Origin of the sequence: Flavobacterium sp. LB2P53, assembly GCF_003970305.1 — a bacterium.
Taxonomy (GTDB): Bacteria; Bacteroidota; Bacteroidia; order Flavobacteriales; family Flavobacteriaceae; genus Flavobacterium.
On the sequence record NZ_RYDG01000003.1, the window covers coordinates 34,947 to 54,978 of the forward strand.

The window sequence follows — 20,032 nt, forward strand, 5'->3', positions numbered from 1 at the left end:
AAAATACTCAGTTTCCCTTTATCCGCGTAACTATTTTTTGAAGTAATCGCTTTCCGTCCCTTTTGTCTTTAGGAACTTCAACCGCTTTTAGTTCCGTTTTGCTTGCAATAAATTGATAGCTGAAAGCAAATTGAGGGTTTTTTGAATCGTCATTTAACAGTCCAAAGCGCAAATCATTGAAATATAAAGATTGATTTTTTTTAGAAATAATATACCAGCCTTCGCTCGCTTTTTTTAGTTTTTCAAAATCTGAATTTCCTTTTAGCTGCGATTCTAGAAATTTATTTTTGCTATAAGCAGTAAATAAAATGGGTTGCGTGTCAAAAAGAGAGTAGTCGCCTAATGCGTAATTGTTTGCTGTGGCTACGTTAGCATTCCACAAAATGAGGTTGAAAGCGGTGGGTTTTACGATGATTTCAGAATACTGAATTTTTTGTTTTGTTAATGCTTTTTCAAATTGGTTCAAGGCATATACTTTTATAAAACAGGACAAAAGGAGATACGCACTACTGATGGATAATCCTCTAATTATATATTTTTTGCGAAGTACTGCGTTTTTTGTTTTCCAAGTCACAATCAATGTAATAATTAGTGGAATGGTGTACAACGGGTCAATTACAAAAATGGTTTTTAACGCAAATCTATAGTCTAAAGGCCATAAAATTTGTGTACCCCAAGAAGTGAACATGTCCAATAACACATGGGTAAACAAACACCAAAACGCCATACGAGTTGCCTGAAAAAAGTTGATTTTATCTCTTTCTATTTTTGAAATAATCCAACCCAAAACAGGCGATAAAAATAGAAAAAGAAAAAGAGAATGACTGATGCCGCGGTGAATCAGGATGGCATCTACAGGATTTAAAAACAATCCCACTACAATATCTAAATCGGGAATTGTGCCCAGAATTGAACCATATAAAATTGTTTTATTTTTGAGCTTTTTGCCTGCGCATACTTCGGCAATGGCAATTCCTAAAGCAATTTGAGTAAAAGAATCCATTCTGTAAAAGTAGCTGAAATCAATAGATATCTTGATGACCAGTAGTAAATGTTTGGTGTGAATTACACTTTTTTTTATTGTACTTGAAAAAGTATCTTAAAATAAAACTATACTGATCAGTAGAGATTTTAAAATAAATATGTGCTATCTTGTCCCATAATAAATAAACCAAGCTATGTATAAAATTCATACTATTGATTTACACTTTCAATCCGAAAAACATTCTATTGGTGCTTTTTTAATTGAAACCGAAAAAGGTCCGATACTTATCGAAACCGGACCGGAATCTACTTGGGAGTATCTTGAAAAAGGAATCCAGAAGATAGGGTATGAGATCAAAGATATTCAGCATGTATTCCTGACGCACATTCATTTTGACCATGCCGGAGCAGCATGGAAATTGGCACAAAATGGCGCTAAAATATACGTACACCCCATTGGAATTCCACATTTAGCTAATCCGGAGAAATTATGGAATTCGGCCAAAATGATCTATACCGATAAGATGGAGCTTCTTTGGGGGACAATGGAATCTATACCTGAGCAACAATTGATTGGGGTTACGGACGGTGATGTTGTAGACCTGGGAGATATTCAAATAAAAGTATGGTATACACCGGGTCATGCCGTGCATCATAATGCGTATCAAATTGAGGATGTGATATTTACTGGGGATGTGGCCGGAGTAAAAATAGGAGATGGTCCCGTTGTTCCTCCTTGTCCTCCCCCGGATATTAATATTGAATTATGGAAACAATCCCTTAGAAAATTAAAAGATTTAAAGCCCAGAGCCTTGTATTTAACACATTTTGATTTTCAAAAAAATCCGGATGAATTACTATCAGGATTAGAAATAGTTCTGGATGATTGGGCTAGTTTTATCAAACCTTTTTATGACAATCAAACTCCGCCAGAAAGTATAGTTCCTCAATTTATGGAATACACCCGAAAGCAGTTTTTGGACAAAGGACTCGATGCGGAAGAAATTCAAACCTATGAGTTTGCTAATCCAAGCTGGATGTCTGTAAATGGTTTATTGCGGTATTGGAAACTCAAAGAACAAGGAAGAATTTAAGATTGCCATAATTTGATGGCTAAATTCTCCTTTTGTACTACTGATACCGGATGCGTACTATTCTTGTTCTGGAAATATTACTTTCAATACTTTCATAAAAAAGCAAAAGGAAAGACAATAAATGGTAGTTTTACCCTCTAAAAATTCGCTATGCTATTTCTTGTTTTAAGTATTATTTGCAGTGTCACTGTGGGAGTGTTGTTTAAAATGGTTCGCGGATATGAAGTCAGTCCTATTCAAATTGTTGCTTGGAATTATGTATTTGCGCTTATTCTTTGTTATTTTTTCTTCAGTCCAAATCTTACCAATATTGGCACTTTAGCACCTTGGGGAATTTATGTTTCTCTTGGGGTTTTGTTGCCAGCAATCTTCCTTTTTTTGGCGGCTTCAATCAAACAAGTAGGGATTGTAAAAACGGATGCTGCTCAAAGGCTATCTTTGTTTATTCCTATTTTAGCGGCTTGGCTGGTCTTCAAAGAGGATTTTACTATCCTAAAAATAGCGGCGCTTTTGGCAGCATTTCCAGCGCTGTTGCTAATCCTTGCTAAACCTTCTGAAAACACAAAAAATAAATGGATCTATCCTGCGGTGGTGCTATTAGGATTTGGAATTATAGACATCCTTTTCAAGCAAATTGCCCTTCACACCACTTTACCATATACAACGTCATTATTTGTAGTTTTTGGAATTGCGTTGTTTATTATGATTGGCGCTGTTATTTATAACGTGATGATAACTAAAGTCTCATTAAACTTCAAAAATATTATTTTTGGTGGTATGGTAGGTATTTTCAACTTTGGAAACATACTCTTCTATCTAAAAGCGCATAAGGCTTTCGCTGAAAATCCTTCAACGGTTTTTGCCGGTATGAACATGGGTGTAATAGTAATGGGAAGTCTTGTTGGGATTTTTATTTTTAAGGAAAAACTAACTAAAATGAATTTTGCTGGACTTTTTCTAGCTTTAATAGCGATTGTTTTAATCGTAATCTCGCAGATCATTTAAAGAATAAGTTGCAACTAAAAGAGTTTTCATATACAATTTTTGTTTTTTTTGATTGCATTTAAAGCAAAAGTATCCGATCTAAAAGCGGATCTACAGTCGAATCAAAATTCCGTAAAACAAGGTTGCATAAAAAAGTGATATTTTTTGCATTTAATTTTACAGAATCATTGTTTTTTTTATAATTTACCGTATACAATAAATTATTGGTCCGAAACTGGTGTAATGGAATAGAAAATTAAGCACTAAATATTCAAATATATGTTGTTTTATATAATTGCAAGTTTAATGCGATTTTCAAGGTTGGTTCAGTTTATTTAACAATTTCAAAAAAAAAATAACAAGATAAATGATTAAAGGAAAAAAAGCAAAATGGATTAGGAAGTCTCACCGATATTTAGGGATATTTTTGGGTCTTCAATTCTTAATGTGGACTATTAGTGGACTATATTTTAGTTGGTCAAACATTGATGACATTCATGGAATGCAATTTCATAAAAAAGGAATTGTTGCTGAGTCGTTTTCAGGTTTAATTAGTCCTTCACTTCTTCATCCTTCGATAGCAATTCAATCTATCGAATTAAGGAAAATAAATAATCAACCTTTTTATTGGGTGAATGAGAAGATGCTTTATAATGCGAAAACTGGAAAATTAAAAAATGGGATCTCTAAAAAAGAAGCATTGTCAATTGCAGATAAATACATTATATCGGGTTTAAAAGTAAAAGAAATACAACTCATTAAAGAAGTAGGGAAACACCATGAATATAGAGAGCATTTACTACCTGCCTATGTTATTTCATACCAAGAACCAGATAATTTAAAAGCTTATATTTCAGTAAATGATGGAGGTTTTCAGACGATTAGACATAGAAATTGGCGATGGTTTGACTTTTTATGGATGACCCATACCATGGATTATGAAGGTCGAGATAATATGAATAATTTTGTTTTGCGACTATTTTCATTGTTAGGGTTAATAACTGTTTTAAGTGGTTTTTTACTTTGGTATATCTCTTCGCCTACCGTTAGAATAATCTGGAGAAAAATAAAAAAATAATTTAACATAATAAAACAAACCATAAAATCAATTTAAAATCAAAAACTATGAGAAAAATAATTCTAATACATTTCTTTGTTTTACAAGCATTAGTAATTTCGGCACAAGAAAAAGTTCAAATAAAACTAACTTCGGCAAGTCCATCTGCATCATTTGAACAAGAATTGGGTAGCACAATGATTAAAGTTTCTTACAGCAGACCACTAGCAAGAGGCAGAAAAATATTTGGTGAATTAGTGCCTTTTGAAAAACTTTGGCGAACTGGCGCTAGTGATTGCACTTTAATAACTACTAACGAAGATATTGTATTTGGAAATACTACTTTAAAAATGGGTAGCTACTCAATATTCACAATACCTTCTAAAAAGGAGTGGACAATAATTGTAAATGCAGATACAACATTACACGGCGAAACTGGATATGATGCCAAAAAAGATGTTTTTCGTTTAACAGTTCCTGTAGAAAGCATATCTAATTTCTATGAAACATTTACAATCGAAATAAATGATATTAACAGCAAAGGAGAGGGGTTTCTAAAAATAATATGGGAAAATTCGATGATTAAAATTCCAATAAAAAGTAAAGCAGATGAAGCTATTTTAACAGTAATAGATAAAAACATCATTAAAGAAAAAACCCTTGATGCTAATTTATTATTTCAAGCAGCAAACTATTATTACAGTACAAACAGAGATTACAAACAAGCAGTGGCTTGGCTTTTAGAAGCCGCGAAATTGGATCCAGATAATTTTTATTATCCTAATTTGAGACAAAAAATAGCAACGGAATTAAAAGACTATCCAAGTGCAATTGAAGCAGGTAAAAAAGCTTTATCTATAGCAGAATTTAAAAAAATGAAAAGTGTAGAATCACTCAAAAAACAAATTTTAGAGATGGAGTTACTATTGAACAAATAAATTAATTTTAAATCAAAAATTATGAAAATGAAACACACAACAGAAGAGCATACACAAGAATCAAGTTTAACTATGTACAAAAAATTGACGATTATGATAGTGGTGTCATTTATAGCTATGTACATACTAATGTATTCAATGGTAGATATTTTATCTATATTTATAAGGGGTTAGAAGGGTAGAGGTGTACAAAAGGAGTACTGATTTTGATCAAGTAACTATCTTTAGTGTTAGTAAAAACAATTTGTATTTTTTATTCATTCAAAAACTGCTGAGTTCTATACTTTGTTTTTATGATAAAAAACGTTCTTTCTGTGATGGAAAAAATATTGAAATGAATCGCTTAGCTTTTGACAACTTTTCTTCAATTTTGTTATATACAAAGCTAAGTTGCTTTTCATTCAAGTCTAACACTGATACAAATTTATCATTTATATTTTAGTTAATTTTACCGCCTTAACAGTAATTCGTCCTTTTGTTTCTTTAATTAGATGCTATGTCACGTCCTAATAATAATTTTACTGCTATAACAGTAAAATGATAATTTTTTTAATGATTTAAGCCGTGCGTGTTATTAAATTGTATATTTTTACCGCTAAAACAGTATATAATGAATGATTTTGATTTAGGTGCTTTAATTAAAGACCATCGAAAAAAAGCAGGACTTACACAGCTTGAACTAGCCGACTTAGCTGGAGTAGGCAAGACCACTGTTTTTGATATTGAAAAAAATAAAGAGACAGTTCGTTTGAATAATCTTTTTGCAGTACTCCGAGTGCTAAATATTAAAGTAGAATTCAAAAGTCCTTTAAATAAATAATTATGAGAAGAGCAATTGTATTTGCACACGGAAAAAGAGCTGGAATTTTAACGGAAATTGCTGCTAACGACTATCATTTTGAGTACGATGAAAATTATGATGGCGAAGCGGTTTCATTGACTATGCCTACAACTCAGAAAAAATATAGCTATACATTTTTTCCACCGTTTTTTGAAGGGCTATTACCTGAAGGTGTAATGTTAGAGGGATTACTACGTATTGTCAAAATTGACAAAAAAGATTACTTCTCTCAACTGATAGCAACGGGAAATGATTTAGTGGGAGCAGTAACGGTTAAATTGATGGAAGATGAATAGATGTCCTATTACGTATGACTTGTGTGGTACAGATAAGTACAGTGAAAAAGGATTACGCATGATAGCTCCTAAGCTGGCTTATTTAAATGATTTACCTTATACAGCTGTTGAACTTCGTCAGGAAGCCGCAAATAGAGCTAAAAAGCTATCCATTCAGGGAGTGCAACCAAAGCTTAGTGCGGCTATTTCAATAGTGGATCAAGAATTTAAAATTGTGGACCAATTTGGAACGTACATTATTAAGCCACAAAATGATTTATTTCCACAATTACCGGAAAATGAAGATGTAACTATGCGAATGGCGAAAGTGTTTGGTTTAGAAGTGCCATTTCACGGGATGCTATATGGCAAAGATGGTAGTTTGTCTTATTTCATTAAACGTTTTGACCGCTACGGTAAAGGAAATAAGTTCGCAACAGAAGATTTTGCTCAATTGACTGGGAATACAAGAGACACAAAGTATCGTTTTACGATGGAAAAATTGATTCCTGTACTTGATGAATATTGTTCATTTCCCGCAATTGAAAAAGCTGATTTTTTTAAAAGAATTCTTTTTTGCTATCTGACCGGAAATGAAGACATGCATTTGAAAAATTTTTCGCTAATTACCAAAAATGGAAAAACAACACTGACACCTATTTATGATTTTCTAAATTCTACAATAGCGATTAAAAATCCTGACGAAGAAATTGCTCTAACTTTGAAAGGAAAAAAAAGTAATTTAAGAGCAACTGATTTTATAGATTACTACGGCAAGGAAAGATTACAACTCAACGAAAAAATTATAGCAAGTATTCTCGAACAAATGAAAAAAGCAACTCCTGAATGGAAGGAGCTGCTTGAAATTTCTTTTCTTACTGATAGAATGAAAGAGAAGTATTTGGAGTTGTTGGAAAGTAGGGTAGGGATGTTTTAGTAATCTCCGCAAAAATGCGGTGAATAAGCAACTTATTCACCGCATTCATTAAATTTGATTAACAGGTAGTTTTTGAAGTGTAACAAATGTATGAATTAAACTTAATAGAAGAAAACTAAAATACTGCTAAATCAATGGGAGTCAACTAATAGAAAGCAAAGTTAAAGAAAGTGCTTTTATTTCCCGATACAGAAATTAGCAAAAATATTCCCTAACAATTCGTCATTAGTTACTTGTCCCGTAATCATTCCAAATTGGTACAAAGCTTCCTTAATATCTAATGCCATCAAATCGGAGGACAAGTTCGTTTCAAGACCAAATTTTACTTTTTGTATTTCATCTAACGCTTTTAATAAGGAATCGTAATGTCTGGTATTCGTTACAATTGTTTCATTATTTCGTAATGCTCCGGTATTGACAAATGAAAGTAATTGATTTTTTAAATCCTCAACGCCTAGTTTCTCTTTTGCAGAAATCAGTAAGATTTCAGGAATTTCTGATTTCAAATTTCCTATTTCACTTTCTTCTAATTTATCGGCTTTGTTACCAATGATTACAAGAGGTTTCAACGGAAACTGGTTTTTAATTTTTTCCAGTTCCACTTTTAACTTTAAACCAGAAACTTTAAACTCGGAACTGTCAAATAGAAAAACGACAACTTGCGCTTGTTCAATTTTTTCAAAAGTCTTACGAATCCCGATGCTTTCTACCACATCTTCCGTTTCCCGAATTCCAGCCGTATCAATGAATCGAAAACCAATGCCGCCAATCACTAACTCATCTTCAATGGTATCACGTGTCGTTCCCGCAATTTCCGAAACAATGGCGCGCTCTTCATTCAATAAAGCATTCAAAAGTGTCGATTTACCTACATTGGGTTCGCCCACAATAGCTACAGGAATTCCGTTTTTAATCACATTTCCTACGGCAAATGAATCGATTAATCGTTTTAGGACAAATTCGATTCGGTTCAGTAATTCATGAAATTGGGTTCGGTCAGCAAATTCTACATCTTCTTCGGCAAAGTCCAATTCGAGTTCGATTAGTGATGCAAAATTCAAGAGTTCTTCTCTTAATTTTGCTATTTCATTAGAGAAACCGCCACGCATTTGCTGCATTGCAATTTGGTGTGAAGCTTCATTATCTGATGAAATTAAATCGGCAACAGCTTCTGCTTGGGACAAATCCAGTTTTCCGTTTAGAAATGCTCTCAACGTAAATTCGCCAGGATCTGCCATTCGACAGCCTTTTCGAAGCAATAATTGAATAATTTGTTGTTGTATATAAGTAGAACCGTGACAGGAAATTTCGATCGTGTTTTCGCCAGTATAGGAATTTGGTCCTTTAAAAATGGAGACCAGGACTTCATCCAAAGTTTTGGAACCATCCATTATATGCCCTAAATGTAACGTATGCGTTTTTTGGGTTGTTAATTCTTTGTTTTTGATGGATTTAAAAACAGAATTTCCAATAGCAATGGCATCTTGTCCGGAAATCCGAATTACGGCTATAGCACCCGCTCCCGAAGGAGTTGCCAGTGCCACTATGGAATCGTGAGGTATCATATTTAAAGTCAATTTGGTGTAAAAGTAAGTAAATTTGACATGGCTACAAGTCTCTTGTACTAAACCATTAAGGTTATTTTTTGTTAAAAATTAGCCAAAGTGATAATTATCATACTATTTTGTTTTTTGTTTTGTAAATTTATATAAATAATTAATTTGCAATAAATTAACTATAGTATGAAGAAAATCTTATTTCCTACCGACTTTTCGGAAGTGTCTAAAAATGCGTTTATCTATGCATTAAAATTGGCAGAATCTATTAATGCTGAAATAGTTACAATGCATGTGTACCAATTTTCACAAGCCAATTATGTTAATGTTTCTAAGTATTTACATGAAATTTATGAGGTTACAGAACTCAGTAATTTTGAAAATTATAAAGATGAAGTGCCACTTTTAAGAAAAATTGCGGAAGCAAATAATTTAGGTCATATCAAAATAAGCCATGTTTTGATTTTGGGAAATTTGGTTCCCGAAATTAAAAAAATAACCGAGAATGAAAATTTTGATTTCGTAGTTATGGGTACTAAAGGCGCCACTGGTATAAAGGAAACTTTTTTCGGTACGATAGCCACAAAAGTAATGAATGATGTCAAAGCATTAGTTTTGGCAATACCGGAGCATTGTACATATCATCCTATTGAAAAAATACTGTTCATTACGCAATATAAATTGGAGGACACAGGGTCTTTTGTAAGAGTTCTGTCTTTGTCCAAAATATTTCAATCACATATTGATTGCCTGCGTGTCGAGTCTCCGCATCATGAAGTTAAAGAGGACAGTAGAGAAGATTGGAAGGTATTAGTAGAAAATAATGGAGTTACATTTTACTCCATTAAAGGAGAAGATGTAGAAGGAATTATTTTAAATTTTATCGATTTGCATAAAATTAATTTGATTGCAATGCATGTGTATCACAGAAATTTCTTTGAGAAACTTTTCGAAATTAGTCTTTCAAAAAAATTAGCATTTCATATCAATGTACCCATTCTTGCTATTCATGAATAAAAATATTCTGATTTGACTACGTAAAGACACCAATAATTTATTTTAGTAAATCAATTATTTTAATAAAAGATAAAATGAAAAAAATTCTATTTCCAACCGACTTTTCTGAAGTGGCTACTAATGCTTTTGTACATGCTTTAGAATTTGCAAAAATAGTTCAGGGCGAACTCGTTTTATTGCACACCTTTGAATTGCCCATTTATGACAATCAGTTTTTTCCCGAAAATTACGCCGTCATTTATGATTCCTTGGCCTTAGCTCAATTTGATATGTTTAAAGATGAAATCCCAAAATTGCGCGCCATAGCCGATGAGCGGCATTTGGACAAAATAAAAATGTCTCATAGGCTCATGGATGGGAATTTGCTTTATAATATTAAAAAATCAATTAAAGAAGATAAAATAGATTTTGTGATCATGGGTACTTCAGGAGCTACAGGATGGGAAGCTTTTTTTATGGGTACCAATACAGGTGCTGTTATTTCTGGAATAGATATTCCTATGTTGTGTGTTCCGTTAGAAGCAAAATTCAAAAAAACAGAAATTATTGGATTTACAACCCGTTTTAGAACTAAAGATAAAAAAGCATTGAAAATGGTGTTAGATATCGCTAAAAAAACGAAAGCTAAAGTAAAATGCTTGTATGTAAAAACTAGTGATTCCGATGTTTCAAATGATACAGTAACTGCTTGGGAGGAAGAATTTATTAATGAACCCGTTGAGTTTTTTGTGATCAATAGTGACGAAGTCAAAGAAACAATTCTGGATTTTATAATGTACAAAGAAATTGATGTACTGACTATGCTTACGTATAAAAGAGGTTTTTTTGAAGGGATTTTCAAACCTAGTTTAACAAAAAAAATAGCTACGAATTTTGATATCCCAATTTTAGCGATTCCTATTGATTGATTCAGTTTTAATTCAATTGAAATCTTGAATTCTATATAGTGCGGCATCGCCATTGCCTTTTAATTTAGTCTTCAAAGTAATCTATTTCGTTATATTTGCAATTCATTAATTGAATTATGGAAATATACAAAGCAAAAAAGATACGCTTTTCAACAGCATTGACTGCAATCAATAAAAAGTACAATAGTATAAGTATTTTAAGACTTCTTTCTATTGTACTTTTTTTGGTTTCTATTTATTACTACATCAAAAACAGCGAAATTATTTTGATAATTGCCGCCATTTTTCTTTTTGGACTATTCGTAGTATTTATGCGCATTCATTCTAAATTAGTTTTCGAAAAACATGTCAATCAAGCCTTACTTGATATTAATGAAAATGAAATTTCCTACCTGGAAAGAAATAAAATCCCTTTTGAAAACGGACAGGAATTCAATGATTTTCACCATCCGTATGCCTATGATTTAGATATTTTTGGCGAGCATTCTTTGTTCCAAAACTTGAATAGAACCGCTACTTTTATTGGTAAAAAAACATTCGCAAACCAGCTTTTATCAATTTTGCCCAATGAAGAGATTCTTAGAAATCATCAAGCGGTAAAAGAATTAACCAAAAAATTAGACTGGCGTCAGGAATTTTTGGCTTTCGCCAAAATAAGCAACGACAATCAATCGAATTATGAGACTCTGCTCAAGTGGTGTACATTTAATAGTACGCCCTTGGCTAAAATGAGTGTTTTCATTTCTTATTTTTCACCACTTCTTTTTCTGGGAGTTTTGATTGCCTATTTAGTAACTTCGACTACTGTTTTTGCTTCCGTTTTATCGTATTTATTTGTATTTAATTTAATTATTTTGGGTCGGTTTATGAAGCGTATCCAGGCAGAAATTGCTAATTCTACGAATATAGATAAAACCATTCATCAATATAGTTTACTGTTGCAAAAAATAGAAAATGAATCTTTTCAGTCGAAAAAATTAATCGATTTACAGCAAAAATTAATGTTCAAAAAAGAAAATGCCAGCGTGCATTTGAAACAGTTAGCCGGTTTGTTTTCTAATATGGACAGTATCTCAAATTTTGTTACGGCTATCGTATTCAATGGAACGTTCCTTTTTAATTTACATGTTTTAAAATCATTAATTCAATGGAAAAAAGATCATGCCCAAGCTTTAGAAAATTGGTTGGAAGTTATTGGTGAATTCGAAATGTTGAACAGTTTGGCCAATTTTTCGTATAATAATCCGGAGTTTGTATATCCAACATTGAACAGTAATTTCGAAATAGATTTCAAGGATTTAAGCCATCCTTTATTAAATGAAAAAACTAGAGTAGGAAATGACGTGCGTTTTCATCCCGAATCGTTTATGATTTTAACAGGTTCTAATATGTCCGGTAAAAGTACTTTTCTAAGAAGTTTAGGAATCAATATGGTTTTGTCAGGAATAGGTTCGTCGGTTTGTGCTCGTCAGGCTAGTGTACATCCGTTACCCGTTTTAGTTTCCATGCGATTATCTGATTCGTTGTCCGATAGCGAATCGTATTTCTTTGCCGAAATCAAACGCTTAAAGCAGATTATGGACGAATTGGAAAATAGACCGGCATTTGTTTTATTGGACGAAATATTACGTGGTACCAATTCAGATGATAAACGCAACGGAACAATTGAAGTGGTCAAAAAAGTAATTAGTAAGAAAGCCGTTGGAGCTATTGCAACGCACGATATCGAAGTTTGCCTGACAACCAATGAATATCCAAATATATTAACCAACAAATGTTTTGAAGTAGAGATTATCAATGATGAACTCCATTTTGATTACAAACTTCGGGACGGAATTTGTAAAAATAGAAGTGCTACTTTCCTGATGAAGAAAATGGGAGTGATTTAAAAATCCATTTTTCTAAAAAAATATTAAAAAAAATAAAATGAATTAATTTAAATTATTACTTTCATAATTCAAAAGAAAGATAAAATTTATGAAAAAAAATATATGTGTATTTTTGTTATTTGCCTTCACCTCGGCAATTTTTTCTCAGCACAATCAGTTGAATTTGCATAGTAAAGTTATTTACATGGAATACAAAAATTATAAATCATTGAAAAAAAGTGGTAATAAAGTTATAGATTCAATTGGTTTTAATATTGTCAAGAGTGATACATTAATCATTATTAATGGATATGATGAGAAAGGAGTAAAAGTTTTGTATGAAGAAAAAGATTCTATATTTTTAGAACGCTATAAACAATTAGTTTTCAATAAAAAATATCAAAAAAAAGAAGAGAGATTAAAACCAAGAATGAAAATTTGGAAAGATGAAGTAAAAATTTATTTTGACAAATCAGTTAGCCAATATAATAGTAAAAAGCTTAGTAAATTTATTCATTATCTTGATAACGAAATTGATTCACTAAAAATTACAGTGGTAAAAGATAAAGAAAAATCAAACTATTTAATTTATTCTATAGACGATACCAATGATGTCAATTTAGATATAAGAATTAAAGGGAATGACGGATATTATCTTTTATGGAATAACAAACAAAATATTTATAGTTGCTCATTAAAAATTAACGCAAAAAAAAATCTAAATGAAGAGCAGATATTAACTACTTTGAAAGTTAATTTTATACGATCTTTAGGTTATTTTTATCAAGAACTAGATTATTCAGATTGCAATAGTTACTTTTCAATTTGTAAATCAGATAAAAAAGAATTTGGAACGAAAGATCTTGAAATTCTAAAATATCATTATTCTTATGGAATTTGTAAAGGAACTAATTTAGAAACATTTGAAAAAAATCATAAAGATGCGAAAGAATCAATAAAAAAAGGAAATACAAAGTTTTATTTTATTCATAGTGAATAAGCAAAAAAACCGTCTCGTAATTAAACGAGACGGTTTTTAAATATAAAAATGGTTTGGTTAATAGCGTATTTTAAATTGAATTAACTGTTCAACATTACTGGCATTACAAGCATCGTTACCGTTTCACCTTCTTCTAATCCATCAACAGGAGTTAGAATTCCGGCTCTGTTTGGCAATGACATTTCAAGCATAATCATATCCGATTGTAAGTTAGTCAACATTTCAGTTAAGAAACGAGAATTATACCCTATTTGCATATCATCACCTTGATAATCACAAGTCAATCTTTCTTCGGCTTTGTTTGAATAGTCAATATCTTCAGCAGAAACATTCAATTCAGCACCTGCTATTTTCAAACGGATCTGGTGTGTAGTTTTATTCGAAAAGATAGCAACACGACGTACAGAACTCAAAAATTGAGAACGGTCAATCATTAATTTATTCGGATTTTCTTTTGGAATTACTGCTTCGTAATTTGGATATTTTCCATCAATCAAACGACACATTAAAACATAATTATCAAAAGAAAAAGTAGCATTCGAATCGTTATATTCAATTTTTACTTCAGCATCCGAAGTACCAAGAATATTTTTTAAGATATTCAAAGGTTTTTTTGGCATGATGAAATCAGCCACCTGAGAGGCGGTTACATCGGTACGCGCATATTTTACTAATTTGTGTGCATCAGTTGCAACAAATGTCAATCCTTGTGGCGAAAACTGAAAAAATACACCAGACATTACCGGACGTAAATCATCGTTTCCGGCCGCAAATATAGTTTTACTTATAGCAGTTGCCAAAACATCAGCAGGAACAAGCGTTACAGATGGGTCGTCTAAGTTAACCGATTTTGGAAATTCATTTCCAGGAGCATAAGCCAACGCATATTTACCAGAATTAGAACTGATTTCTATCGTACTGTTTTCTTCAACTGTAAAAGTTAAGGGTTGTTCAGGGAACGTTTTAAGGATTTCCAAAAGTAATTTTGCAGGCACAGCAACGCTTCCTTTACTTTCTGAATCAATTCCTAAAGTAGCAGACATGGTTGTCTCTAAATCAGAAGCAGAAACTGTTAGCACATTATGGTCTAAATCAAATAAAAAATTATCTAAAATAGGCAAAGTATTACTGCTGTTGATAACGTTACCTAAAACCTGTAATTGCTTCAATAAGTACGAACTCGATACTATAAATTTCATCTGTTTTGTTTTATTTTTTAAGGTATTTCTCTAAATTCGAAATACGTTACATTTTACAAATATATCGTAAACTATTCTAGTTTCGAAACTTTTTTATTAACATCTATTTGCTGTATTTTCTTTTTCGAAGAAAAGTAAATAAGATCCCAAAAAGTACCAAAATAAGAATTGGAAGCCCGATAGTTAGGATTTGTGTTCGGGTATAGTTTTCATAAACTTTTTCTTTATCCAATAAAGGTAAATCAAGATCTTTGCTTCGAATGTTAATAAGTCCTGTATCATCGAGTAAATAATTCACGCAATTTATCAGGAAATCTTTATTATCATACAAATTTCCAGACCTTTGGTCATAACCCAATTCTACGGGTTGAAAGTTTTTATCCAATTGGTTTTTTATCAAATCTCCATCCGAAATCACAATCATTTTGTTCTCTTTTCCTGTCGTTTGAAATGTTTTTTGTTTAAATGGTAACACTCGATTTTCAAACATAGAACGAAACGAACCTTCCAATAAAACAGAAAGCGGAATCTTTCCTTTGTTCAAGTAATCATTTGGCGAAGTTTCTTCGGCAACACTATTCAGGTTGATCTCTGTTGGAGTTCCTATTTTTTTCGAATATTGAGACGATTCCAACAGAATAGTTTTCTTAATTCCATTTTTCAAAGTATCGATTGGATTCGCAAAATCAAATTTGATTCCACCTAAATTTTTAACTATCGGATGTACACTATTTGGATACACTTGTGGCGCAAACTTCCAGTTGAATTCCTGAAATTGTGTCGCACTTCCTTGTTCTCCAGTGGCTAGTTTTATGGGGCTTCCCTGTTCGTCTTTTACTAAATCAGGATTGATTCGGATGCCGTATTTAAAGAACATATCATTTAAATTTAGATCTCTTGGATACGCTAAAGTAGCTCCTGAAGCATTGTACAAACTGTCCATTTCAGCCGTAACTTGGTCAATCAACCATAATGTTTTTCCCCCGTTGATGATAAATTGATCCAAAACTTGTTTCTCCGCATCGGTAAACGTTTCAGTTGGTTTAGCGATAACTGCCAAGTCATATTTTTCTAAAGCTTCTAAACTTCCAATCGGATTTTTGGCAACCGAATCTAAAGTAAAAGGACCAATATGGTAACTTTCGCGCACTTGCAAAAGAAATTTAGCCATCATGATATCTTGCAATTCACCGTTTCCTTTGATAACAGCAATTTTCTTTTGTTTGGCTTTGGTAATTTTATTCAATCCTTCAGCAATAGAATATTCCAAATGCTGAACAGATCCAATGACTTTTTGGGTAGTTGTAGCTCCCATAATATTTTTCAACAAGGGGATATTAACTTCTTTATTGTCATAAACGGCTGTGGCCCACGGGAAAACCATCGCTTGAGATTGCTTTCCTTTATCGTCAACGGTTATGTTTATTGGCGTAAGCCCTTTTCGATACAAGTCTTTAATATTGTCCATGCTGGCGTCATCATTCTCCAATGGATCTACGAATTCAAAAACAATATTGGAGTTATAGGCCTGAAATTCTTCCAGTAATTGTTTTGTTTCTTGTTGTAAACGCTTGAATTCAGCCGGTAAATCACCTTGCATATATACTTTTATAGACAACGGATTTTGGACTTGCTTTACGATAGTCAAAGAAGTAGGAGAAAGAGTATATCTGTTGTCTTTTGTTAAATCAAAACGATGAAAAAAGGAATTTCCTATGACATTCGCAAGAACTACAAGGACAAGGACAATCAATACTGATTTTAGGTTGTTTTTCTTAGAAGTAGTCATTACGATTTGAAAGATTTTAGATTATAAACAGTAAATGAAAGAAAGACAACGGTTATACTGGTAAAATAAAGAATATCTCTGGTATCTAATACGCCTCGGCTCATGCTTTTGAAATGATCTTGCATTCCTAATGACGCGATTATGGAAGATACATTTGGAACAACAGCAGCTAACCCTTCAAACCCAAAATAGAAGAAAAAACATAAAAATACGGCAATAATAAATGCCACAATCTGGTTATCCGACAATGTTGAAGTGAATATCCCAATGGCAGAATAGGCTGCAATTAAGAATAATAATCCAAAATAAGAACCAATTGTGCTTCCCATATCAATATTGCCTTCCGGCATTCCTAAACTCGAAATAACGGCTACATAGATGAAGGTTGGAATAATTGCCATGACAATTAAAAGTAAAGCACCAAGAAATTTTCCGTTTACAATTTGCCAAATACTCAATGGCTTCGTCAGCAATAATTCTATTGTTCCTTGTTTTTTTTCATCCGAAAAACTGCGCATGGTTACTGCAGGAATCAAGAATATCAAAATCCATGGCGCTAAGGTAAAAAACGGAGTCAAATCAGCAAATCCGGTATTCAAAATATTATAATCTCCTTCGAAAACCCAAAGAAACAATCCATTAATAATTAAAAAAATGGCAATAACTAAGTAGCCGATGGGCGAACCGAAAAAGGATTTTATCTCTCGTAAAACTATTGATTTCATGTTTTATTTTTTGTTTAAAGTTTAAAGTTTTTTTAGTTTAACGTTGCTCAACTTTAAACTAAAAAACTTTAAACCAAAGTAACTAATTTATCCACGCTCCACGCTTCTGGTTTGTCGTTGAATAATTTCTTGGTGAATGTCCAAACATCGTAAAAAAGTTCGGAATTTCGGTAATTTTCTAAATCGGCTTCGGTTTCCCAATAACTATAGGTAAAGAAAATGCTTTTGTTGTTTTTGTCCTGATACAATTCTAAGAAACGATTACCGGGCGCATTTCGTATTTTATCTTTCATTAATTCAAAATTTTCTAAAAAAGCAGGAATATTTTCCTCGTGAAAACTCAATTTTACTATTCGTACAAACATTTAGATTTATGATTTTAGATTAAAGATTTTAGATTTTTAAACTGATTACTGAACACTGCTATCTGAATATTATATTTATTATATCTCTATAATTCAATCCCAATAAGCTATTCGCTGAACCTACTTTAGAAGGATTGCTTCTGAAAATTGCAATTTCAAGAAAACCGGCTTCATTGAAAATGGCTAATTTTTCTCCTTCATACGATTTAATCGGATATTTATCGGAACTGGCAATTGCGGAATAATTGGGCAAAATTGTTTTGATATTTTTAGTTTTCAAAACAATTTCATACGCCCTTCCTTTGGCGACTTCAATAAAATATTTTTTAGTGATATTTGTAATTACATTCCCAAAATGATCAATGTAAATCACATGACCTTTTAATGAATTCCCATCATCCGAAATAGTGGCTTGCAGATTTGTAACTTGCTTAATAGTGTGTATTTCTTTACCAATGACGTTCATCAAACCCCCTTTGGCTAAATGGCAGGCTACTTTTACAAACACATCAAGATCAGCCGCATCACTCGGTAAACGATCATGAATATTGATTGCCACCATTTTTTGCGGAACAATTTTTTGCGAAAGCATGCTTAAAATACCATTATCAGCAGCAATAAAATAATGATCATTCCATTGCATCACAATATGTTGGTTTTCCTTATTGGCTTCTATATCCACACCTATGAGATGAACCGTGCCTTTTGGAAAGCTAGCATATGAGGCACTAATTGCATAACTAGCTTCTAACGTGTTAAATGGATCAATATCATGTGAAATATCAATAATTACAGCTTCGGAATACTCAGACAAAATTTTCCCTTTCAGCGCACCTACAAAGTGGTCTTTCAAGCCATAATCGGTAGTTAGGGTAATTATTGACATAAATTTGTTTATAACTATTGGTGTTTTGTAAACCTAATTTTCATTAAATTTGAGAAACGCAAAGCTAATAATAGTAAATTCAAAAAAGCAAAAAACAAAAGACAAATTCAAATTAATACTACAATTATTCGCATTGATAACAAATTTATTGATTTACTTAATTTAATTTAAAAACTACCTCATTTGAACGAAAGAATAATCGAGCTCATAGACATCGCTCCAACAGACTTTTGGGGCGCTCAAGACACTCATCTTGAAACAATTAAAAAATATTATCCAAAATTAAAGATTGTCGCCCGGGGAACAACCTTAAAAGCTTTTGGTGAAAAAGAAGTTTTAGACGACTTTGAAAAACGTTTTCAACGATTAATGGTGCACTTTTCAAGATACAATAACATTGATAATAATGTAATCGAGCGTGTTATTCGTGGTGATGTTCAGGAAGACAAAAAATTTCAAGGACAGGATAAAATTTTAGTGCATGGTGTAGGTGGTAAAATCATCAAACCTATGACTCCCAATCAGCAATTGTTGGTGGATACCATGGAAAAAAATGATATGGTTTTTGCAGTAGGACCTGCCGGTACAGGAAAAACGTACACCGGAGTTGCTATGGCAGTGAAAGCGCTAAAAGAAAAGCAAGTCAAACGCATTATATTGACAAGACCAGCGGTAGAGGCAGGGGAGAACCTTGGTTTTCTTCCAGGAGATATGAAGGAAAAACTAGATCCATATATGCAACCACTTTACGATGCTTTACGCGATATGTTACCCAACGAAAAACTGGAAGATTATATTTTAAAGGGAATTATCCAGATAGCACCATTGGCATTTATGCGTGGTAGAACATTGGATAATGCTTTTGTGATTTTGGATGAAGCCCAAAACACAACGCATTCTCAAATGAAAATGTTCCTAACCCGTATGGGAAAAAGTGCTAAATTCATGATTACTGGTGACCCAGGTCAGGTCGATTTACCCCGAAGAACCATATCCGGACTCAAAGAAGCCTTATTGGTTTTAAAAGACGTTGAGGGAATCGGAATCATTTATCTGGATGATAAAGACATTGTGAGACACCGATTAGTTAAAAAAGTAATTGATGCCTACAAAATGATTGAGAATAATGATTAAAACAAAAGGAGGCTTTTTTATAAAGCCTCCTTTTGTAATTTTTTTTATTAATCCTGAAACATGGCACTCCAATTCTTGAATTCTATATCAGAAAGTGTGTACTGATTTAAACTTTCAATAAAAGCTTGATAAGCGGTATTGAACAATGATTTTAGTTTGCAATCGTGTGATTGAAAGATGCAAGGTTTTGAATCGCAGTTGACGATGGGCGTATCGTCTTGTTCTAATAGGTGAATCAAATCGCCTAATCGAATTTCTCTTGCTTTTTCAGAAATCACTATTCCGCCATTTTTTCCTCTTTTGGTGAGAATTAATTGATTTGCCGATAAAAATTGAACCACTTTTATAAGATGGTTTCGCGAGATTTTAAATGTAGTCGCTAAATCATCTAGAGAACTTTGTGGAGTATCTTTTTTTTGATTTAGATACATCAAAACGCGCATACTAAAATCGGTAAAGTGATTCAATTTCATAT

The 20,032-nt window shown here is 32.5% G+C and carries 20 protein-coding genes; 12 read left to right on the forward strand and 8 right to left on the reverse strand.

Annotated elements, in window-relative coordinates; translation table 11 throughout:
• Positions 1–7: 7 nt before the first annotated feature.
• The gene (locus tag EKL95_RS04880) at positions 8–1,003 is read right to left on the reverse strand and encodes a metal-dependent hydrolase (protein WP_126563669.1); all 996 of its coding nucleotides are present in this window, start codon (positions 1,001–1,003) and stop codon (positions 8–10) included.
• A 175-nt stretch (positions 1,004–1,178) separates the two neighbouring features.
• Here EKL95_RS04880 and EKL95_RS04885 point away from each other — a divergent pair, with 175 nt between their 5' ends.
• From EKL95_RS04885 to EKL95_RS04915, 7 genes are all read left to right on the forward strand, one after another.
• The gene (locus tag EKL95_RS04885; RefSeq protein WP_126563670.1) at positions 1,179–2,078 is read left to right on the forward strand and encodes an MBL fold metallo-hydrolase; all 900 of its coding nucleotides are present in this window, start codon (positions 1,179–1,181) and stop codon (positions 2,076–2,078) included.
• A gap of 150 nt (positions 2,079–2,228) precedes the next feature.
• Positions 2,229–3,083, forward strand: coding sequence for an EamA family transporter (locus tag EKL95_RS04890; RefSeq protein ID WP_126562025.1), 855 nt, complete (start codon positions 2,229–2,231; stop codon positions 3,081–3,083).
• A 346-nt stretch (positions 3,084–3,429) separates the two neighbouring features.
• Positions 3,430–4,140, forward strand: coding sequence for a PepSY domain-containing protein (locus EKL95_RS04895; RefSeq protein ID WP_126563671.1), 711 nt, complete (start codon positions 3,430–3,432; stop codon positions 4,138–4,140).
• Positions 4,141–4,187: 47 nt separating this feature from the next.
• A complete protein-coding gene (locus tag EKL95_RS04900) occupies positions 4,188–5,057 on the forward strand; it encodes a DUF2911 domain-containing protein (protein WP_126563672.1) in 870 nt (289 codons plus the stop codon).
• Between the two features lie 610 nt (positions 5,058–5,667).
• A complete protein-coding gene (locus EKL95_RS04905; RefSeq protein WP_126463301.1) occupies positions 5,668–5,877 on the forward strand; it encodes a helix-turn-helix transcriptional regulator in 210 nt (69 codons plus the stop codon).
• 2 nt (positions 5,878–5,879) lie between these two features.
• Positions 5,880–6,194 carry a HipA N-terminal domain-containing protein gene (locus EKL95_RS04910; protein WP_126463299.1) on the forward strand — a complete coding sequence of 105 codons (315 nt, stop codon included), beginning with the start codon at positions 5,880–5,882 and terminating at the stop codon, positions 6,192–6,194.
• On the forward strand, positions 6,187–7,110 hold the full coding sequence (locus tag EKL95_RS04915; protein WP_126562024.1) for a HipA domain-containing protein: 924 nt from the start codon (positions 6,187–6,189) through the stop codon (positions 7,108–7,110). Before EKL95_RS04910 ends, EKL95_RS04915 begins: the two co-directional genes overlap by 8 nt.
• Positions 7,111–7,286: 176 nt before the next feature.
• Here the strand turns inward: EKL95_RS04915 and mnmE are convergent, their stop codons facing one another.
• Positions 7,287–8,675, reverse strand: coding sequence for a tRNA uridine-5-carboxymethylaminomethyl(34) synthesis GTPase MnmE (gene mnmE, locus EKL95_RS04920; RefSeq protein WP_126459159.1), 1,389 nt, complete (start codon positions 8,673–8,675; stop codon positions 7,287–7,289).
• 177 nt (positions 8,676–8,852) lie between these two features.
• Here mnmE and EKL95_RS04925 point away from each other — a divergent pair, with 177 nt between their 5' ends.
• The 4 genes from EKL95_RS04925 to EKL95_RS04940 all read left to right on the forward strand — a co-directional run bounded on the left by EKL95_RS04925 (position 8,853) and on the right by EKL95_RS04940 (position 13,459).
• Positions 8,853–9,683, forward strand: a complete 831-nt coding sequence (locus EKL95_RS04925; RefSeq protein WP_126563673.1) for a universal stress protein — start codon at positions 8,853–8,855, stop codon at positions 9,681–9,683.
• A 74-nt stretch (positions 9,684–9,757) separates the two neighbouring features.
• Positions 9,758–10,591, forward strand: a complete 834-nt coding sequence (locus EKL95_RS04930) for a universal stress protein (RefSeq protein ID WP_126563674.1) — start codon at positions 9,758–9,760, stop codon at positions 10,589–10,591.
• Positions 10,592–10,707: 116 nt separating this feature from the next.
• The gene (locus EKL95_RS04935; RefSeq protein ID WP_126563675.1) at positions 10,708–12,480 is read left to right on the forward strand and encodes a MutS-related protein; all 1,773 of its coding nucleotides are present in this window, start codon (positions 10,708–10,710) and stop codon (positions 12,478–12,480) included.
• 88 nt (positions 12,481–12,568) lie between these two features.
• Entirely contained in the window at positions 12,569–13,459 is an 891-nt protein-coding gene (locus EKL95_RS04940; protein ID WP_126459171.1) for a hypothetical protein, read from the forward strand.
• Positions 13,460–13,539: 80 nt separating this feature from the next.
• Here EKL95_RS04940 and dnaN read toward each other — a convergent pair whose 3' ends face one another.
• From dnaN to EKL95_RS04965, 5 genes are all read right to left on the reverse strand, one after another.
• Positions 13,540–14,658 (reverse strand): DNA polymerase III subunit beta, encoded by a 1,119-nt coding sequence (gene dnaN / locus EKL95_RS04945; RefSeq protein WP_126459175.1) that lies wholly within the window; start codon positions 14,656–14,658, stop codon positions 13,540–13,542.
• Positions 14,659–14,761: 103 nt separating this feature from the next.
• The gene (gene gldG / locus EKL95_RS04950) at positions 14,762–16,447 is read right to left on the reverse strand and encodes a gliding motility-associated ABC transporter substrate-binding protein GldG (RefSeq protein WP_126459178.1); all 1,686 of its coding nucleotides are present in this window, start codon (positions 16,445–16,447) and stop codon (positions 14,762–14,764) included.
• Entirely contained in the window at positions 16,447–17,172 is a 726-nt protein-coding gene (gene gldF, locus EKL95_RS04955) for a gliding motility-associated ABC transporter permease subunit GldF (protein ID WP_126459181.1), read from the reverse strand. The genes gldG and gldF overlap by 1 nt, the downstream gene beginning before the upstream one ends.
• A gap of 68 nt (positions 17,173–17,240) precedes the next feature.
• On the reverse strand, positions 17,241–17,537 hold the full coding sequence (locus tag EKL95_RS04960) for a putative quinol monooxygenase (RefSeq protein WP_126459184.1): 297 nt from the start codon (positions 17,535–17,537) through the stop codon (positions 17,241–17,243).
• Positions 17,538–17,595: 58 nt separating this feature from the next.
• A complete protein-coding gene (locus EKL95_RS04965; protein ID WP_126459188.1) occupies positions 17,596–18,423 on the reverse strand; it encodes an S-adenosyl-l-methionine hydroxide adenosyltransferase family protein in 828 nt (275 codons plus the stop codon).
• 183 nt (positions 18,424–18,606) lie between these two features.
• Here EKL95_RS04965 and EKL95_RS04970 point away from each other — a divergent pair, with 183 nt between their 5' ends.
• Positions 18,607–19,557, forward strand: a complete 951-nt coding sequence (locus EKL95_RS04970) for a PhoH family protein (protein ID WP_126451687.1) — start codon at positions 18,607–18,609, stop codon at positions 19,555–19,557.
• Positions 19,558–19,604: 47 nt separating this feature from the next.
• Here EKL95_RS04970 and EKL95_RS04975 read toward each other — a convergent pair whose 3' ends face one another.
• The gene (locus EKL95_RS04975) at positions 19,605–20,030 is read right to left on the reverse strand and encodes an Rrf2 family transcriptional regulator (protein WP_126459191.1); all 426 of its coding nucleotides are present in this window, start codon (positions 20,028–20,030) and stop codon (positions 19,605–19,607) included.
• Positions 20,031–20,032 lie beyond the last annotated feature (2 nt).

Bases quoted from the DNA above. Each gene is read 5' to 3' on its own strand.
- dnaN (WP_126459175.1), bottom strand. From the start codon at position 14,658: ATGAAATTTATAGTATCGAGTTCGTACTTATTGAAGCAATTACAGGTT.
- EKL95_RS04890 (WP_126562025.1), top strand. From the start codon at position 2,229: ATGCTATTTCTTGTTTTAAGTATTATTTGCAGTGTCACTGTGGGAGTG.
- EKL95_RS04900 (WP_126563672.1), top strand. From the start codon at position 4,188: ATGAGAAAAATAATTCTAATACATTTCTTTGTTTTACAAGCATTAGTA.
- EKL95_RS04905 (WP_126463301.1), top strand. From the start codon at position 5,668: ATGAATGATTTTGATTTAGGTGCTTTAATTAAAGACCATCGAAAAAAA.
- gldG (WP_126459178.1), bottom strand. From the start codon at position 16,447: ATGACTACTTCTAAGAAAAACAACCTAAAATCAGTATTGATTGTCCTT.
- EKL95_RS04960 (WP_126459184.1), bottom strand. From the start codon at position 17,537: ATGTTTGTACGAATAGTAAAATTGAGTTTTCACGAGGAAAATATTCCT.
- EKL95_RS04965 (WP_126459188.1), bottom strand. From the start codon at position 18,423: ATGTCAATAATTACCCTAACTACCGATTATGGCTTGAAAGACCACTTT.
- EKL95_RS04975 (WP_126459191.1), bottom strand. From the start codon at position 20,030: ATGAAATTGAATCACTTTACCGATTTTAGTATGCGCGTTTTGATGTAT.
- EKL95_RS04935 (WP_126563675.1), top strand. From the start codon at position 10,708: ATGGAAATATACAAAGCAAAAAAGATACGCTTTTCAACAGCATTGACT.
- EKL95_RS04915 (WP_126562024.1), top strand. From the start codon at position 6,187: ATGAATAGATGTCCTATTACGTATGACTTGTGTGGTACAGATAAGTAC.
- EKL95_RS04895 (WP_126563671.1), top strand. From the start codon at position 3,430: ATGATTAAAGGAAAAAAAGCAAAATGGATTAGGAAGTCTCACCGATAT.
- EKL95_RS04930 (WP_126563674.1), top strand. From the start codon at position 9,758: ATGAAAAAAATTCTATTTCCAACCGACTTTTCTGAAGTGGCTACTAAT.
- EKL95_RS04940 (WP_126459171.1), top strand. From the start codon at position 12,569: ATGAAAAAAAATATATGTGTATTTTTGTTATTTGCCTTCACCTCGGCA.
- gldF (WP_126459181.1), bottom strand. From the start codon at position 17,172: ATGAAATCAATAGTTTTACGAGAGATAAAATCCTTTTTCGGTTCGCCC.
- EKL95_RS04910 (WP_126463299.1), top strand. From the start codon at position 5,880: ATGAGAAGAGCAATTGTATTTGCACACGGAAAAAGAGCTGGAATTTTA.
- EKL95_RS04880 (WP_126563669.1), bottom strand. From the start codon at position 1,003: ATGGATTCTTTTACTCAAATTGCTTTAGGAATTGCCATTGCCGAAGTA.
- EKL95_RS04885 (WP_126563670.1), top strand. From the start codon at position 1,179: ATGTATAAAATTCATACTATTGATTTACACTTTCAATCCGAAAAACAT.
- EKL95_RS04925 (WP_126563673.1), top strand. From the start codon at position 8,853: ATGAAGAAAATCTTATTTCCTACCGACTTTTCGGAAGTGTCTAAAAAT.
- mnmE (WP_126459159.1), bottom strand. From the start codon at position 8,675: ATGATACCTCACGATTCCATAGTGGCACTGGCAACTCCTTCGGGAGCG.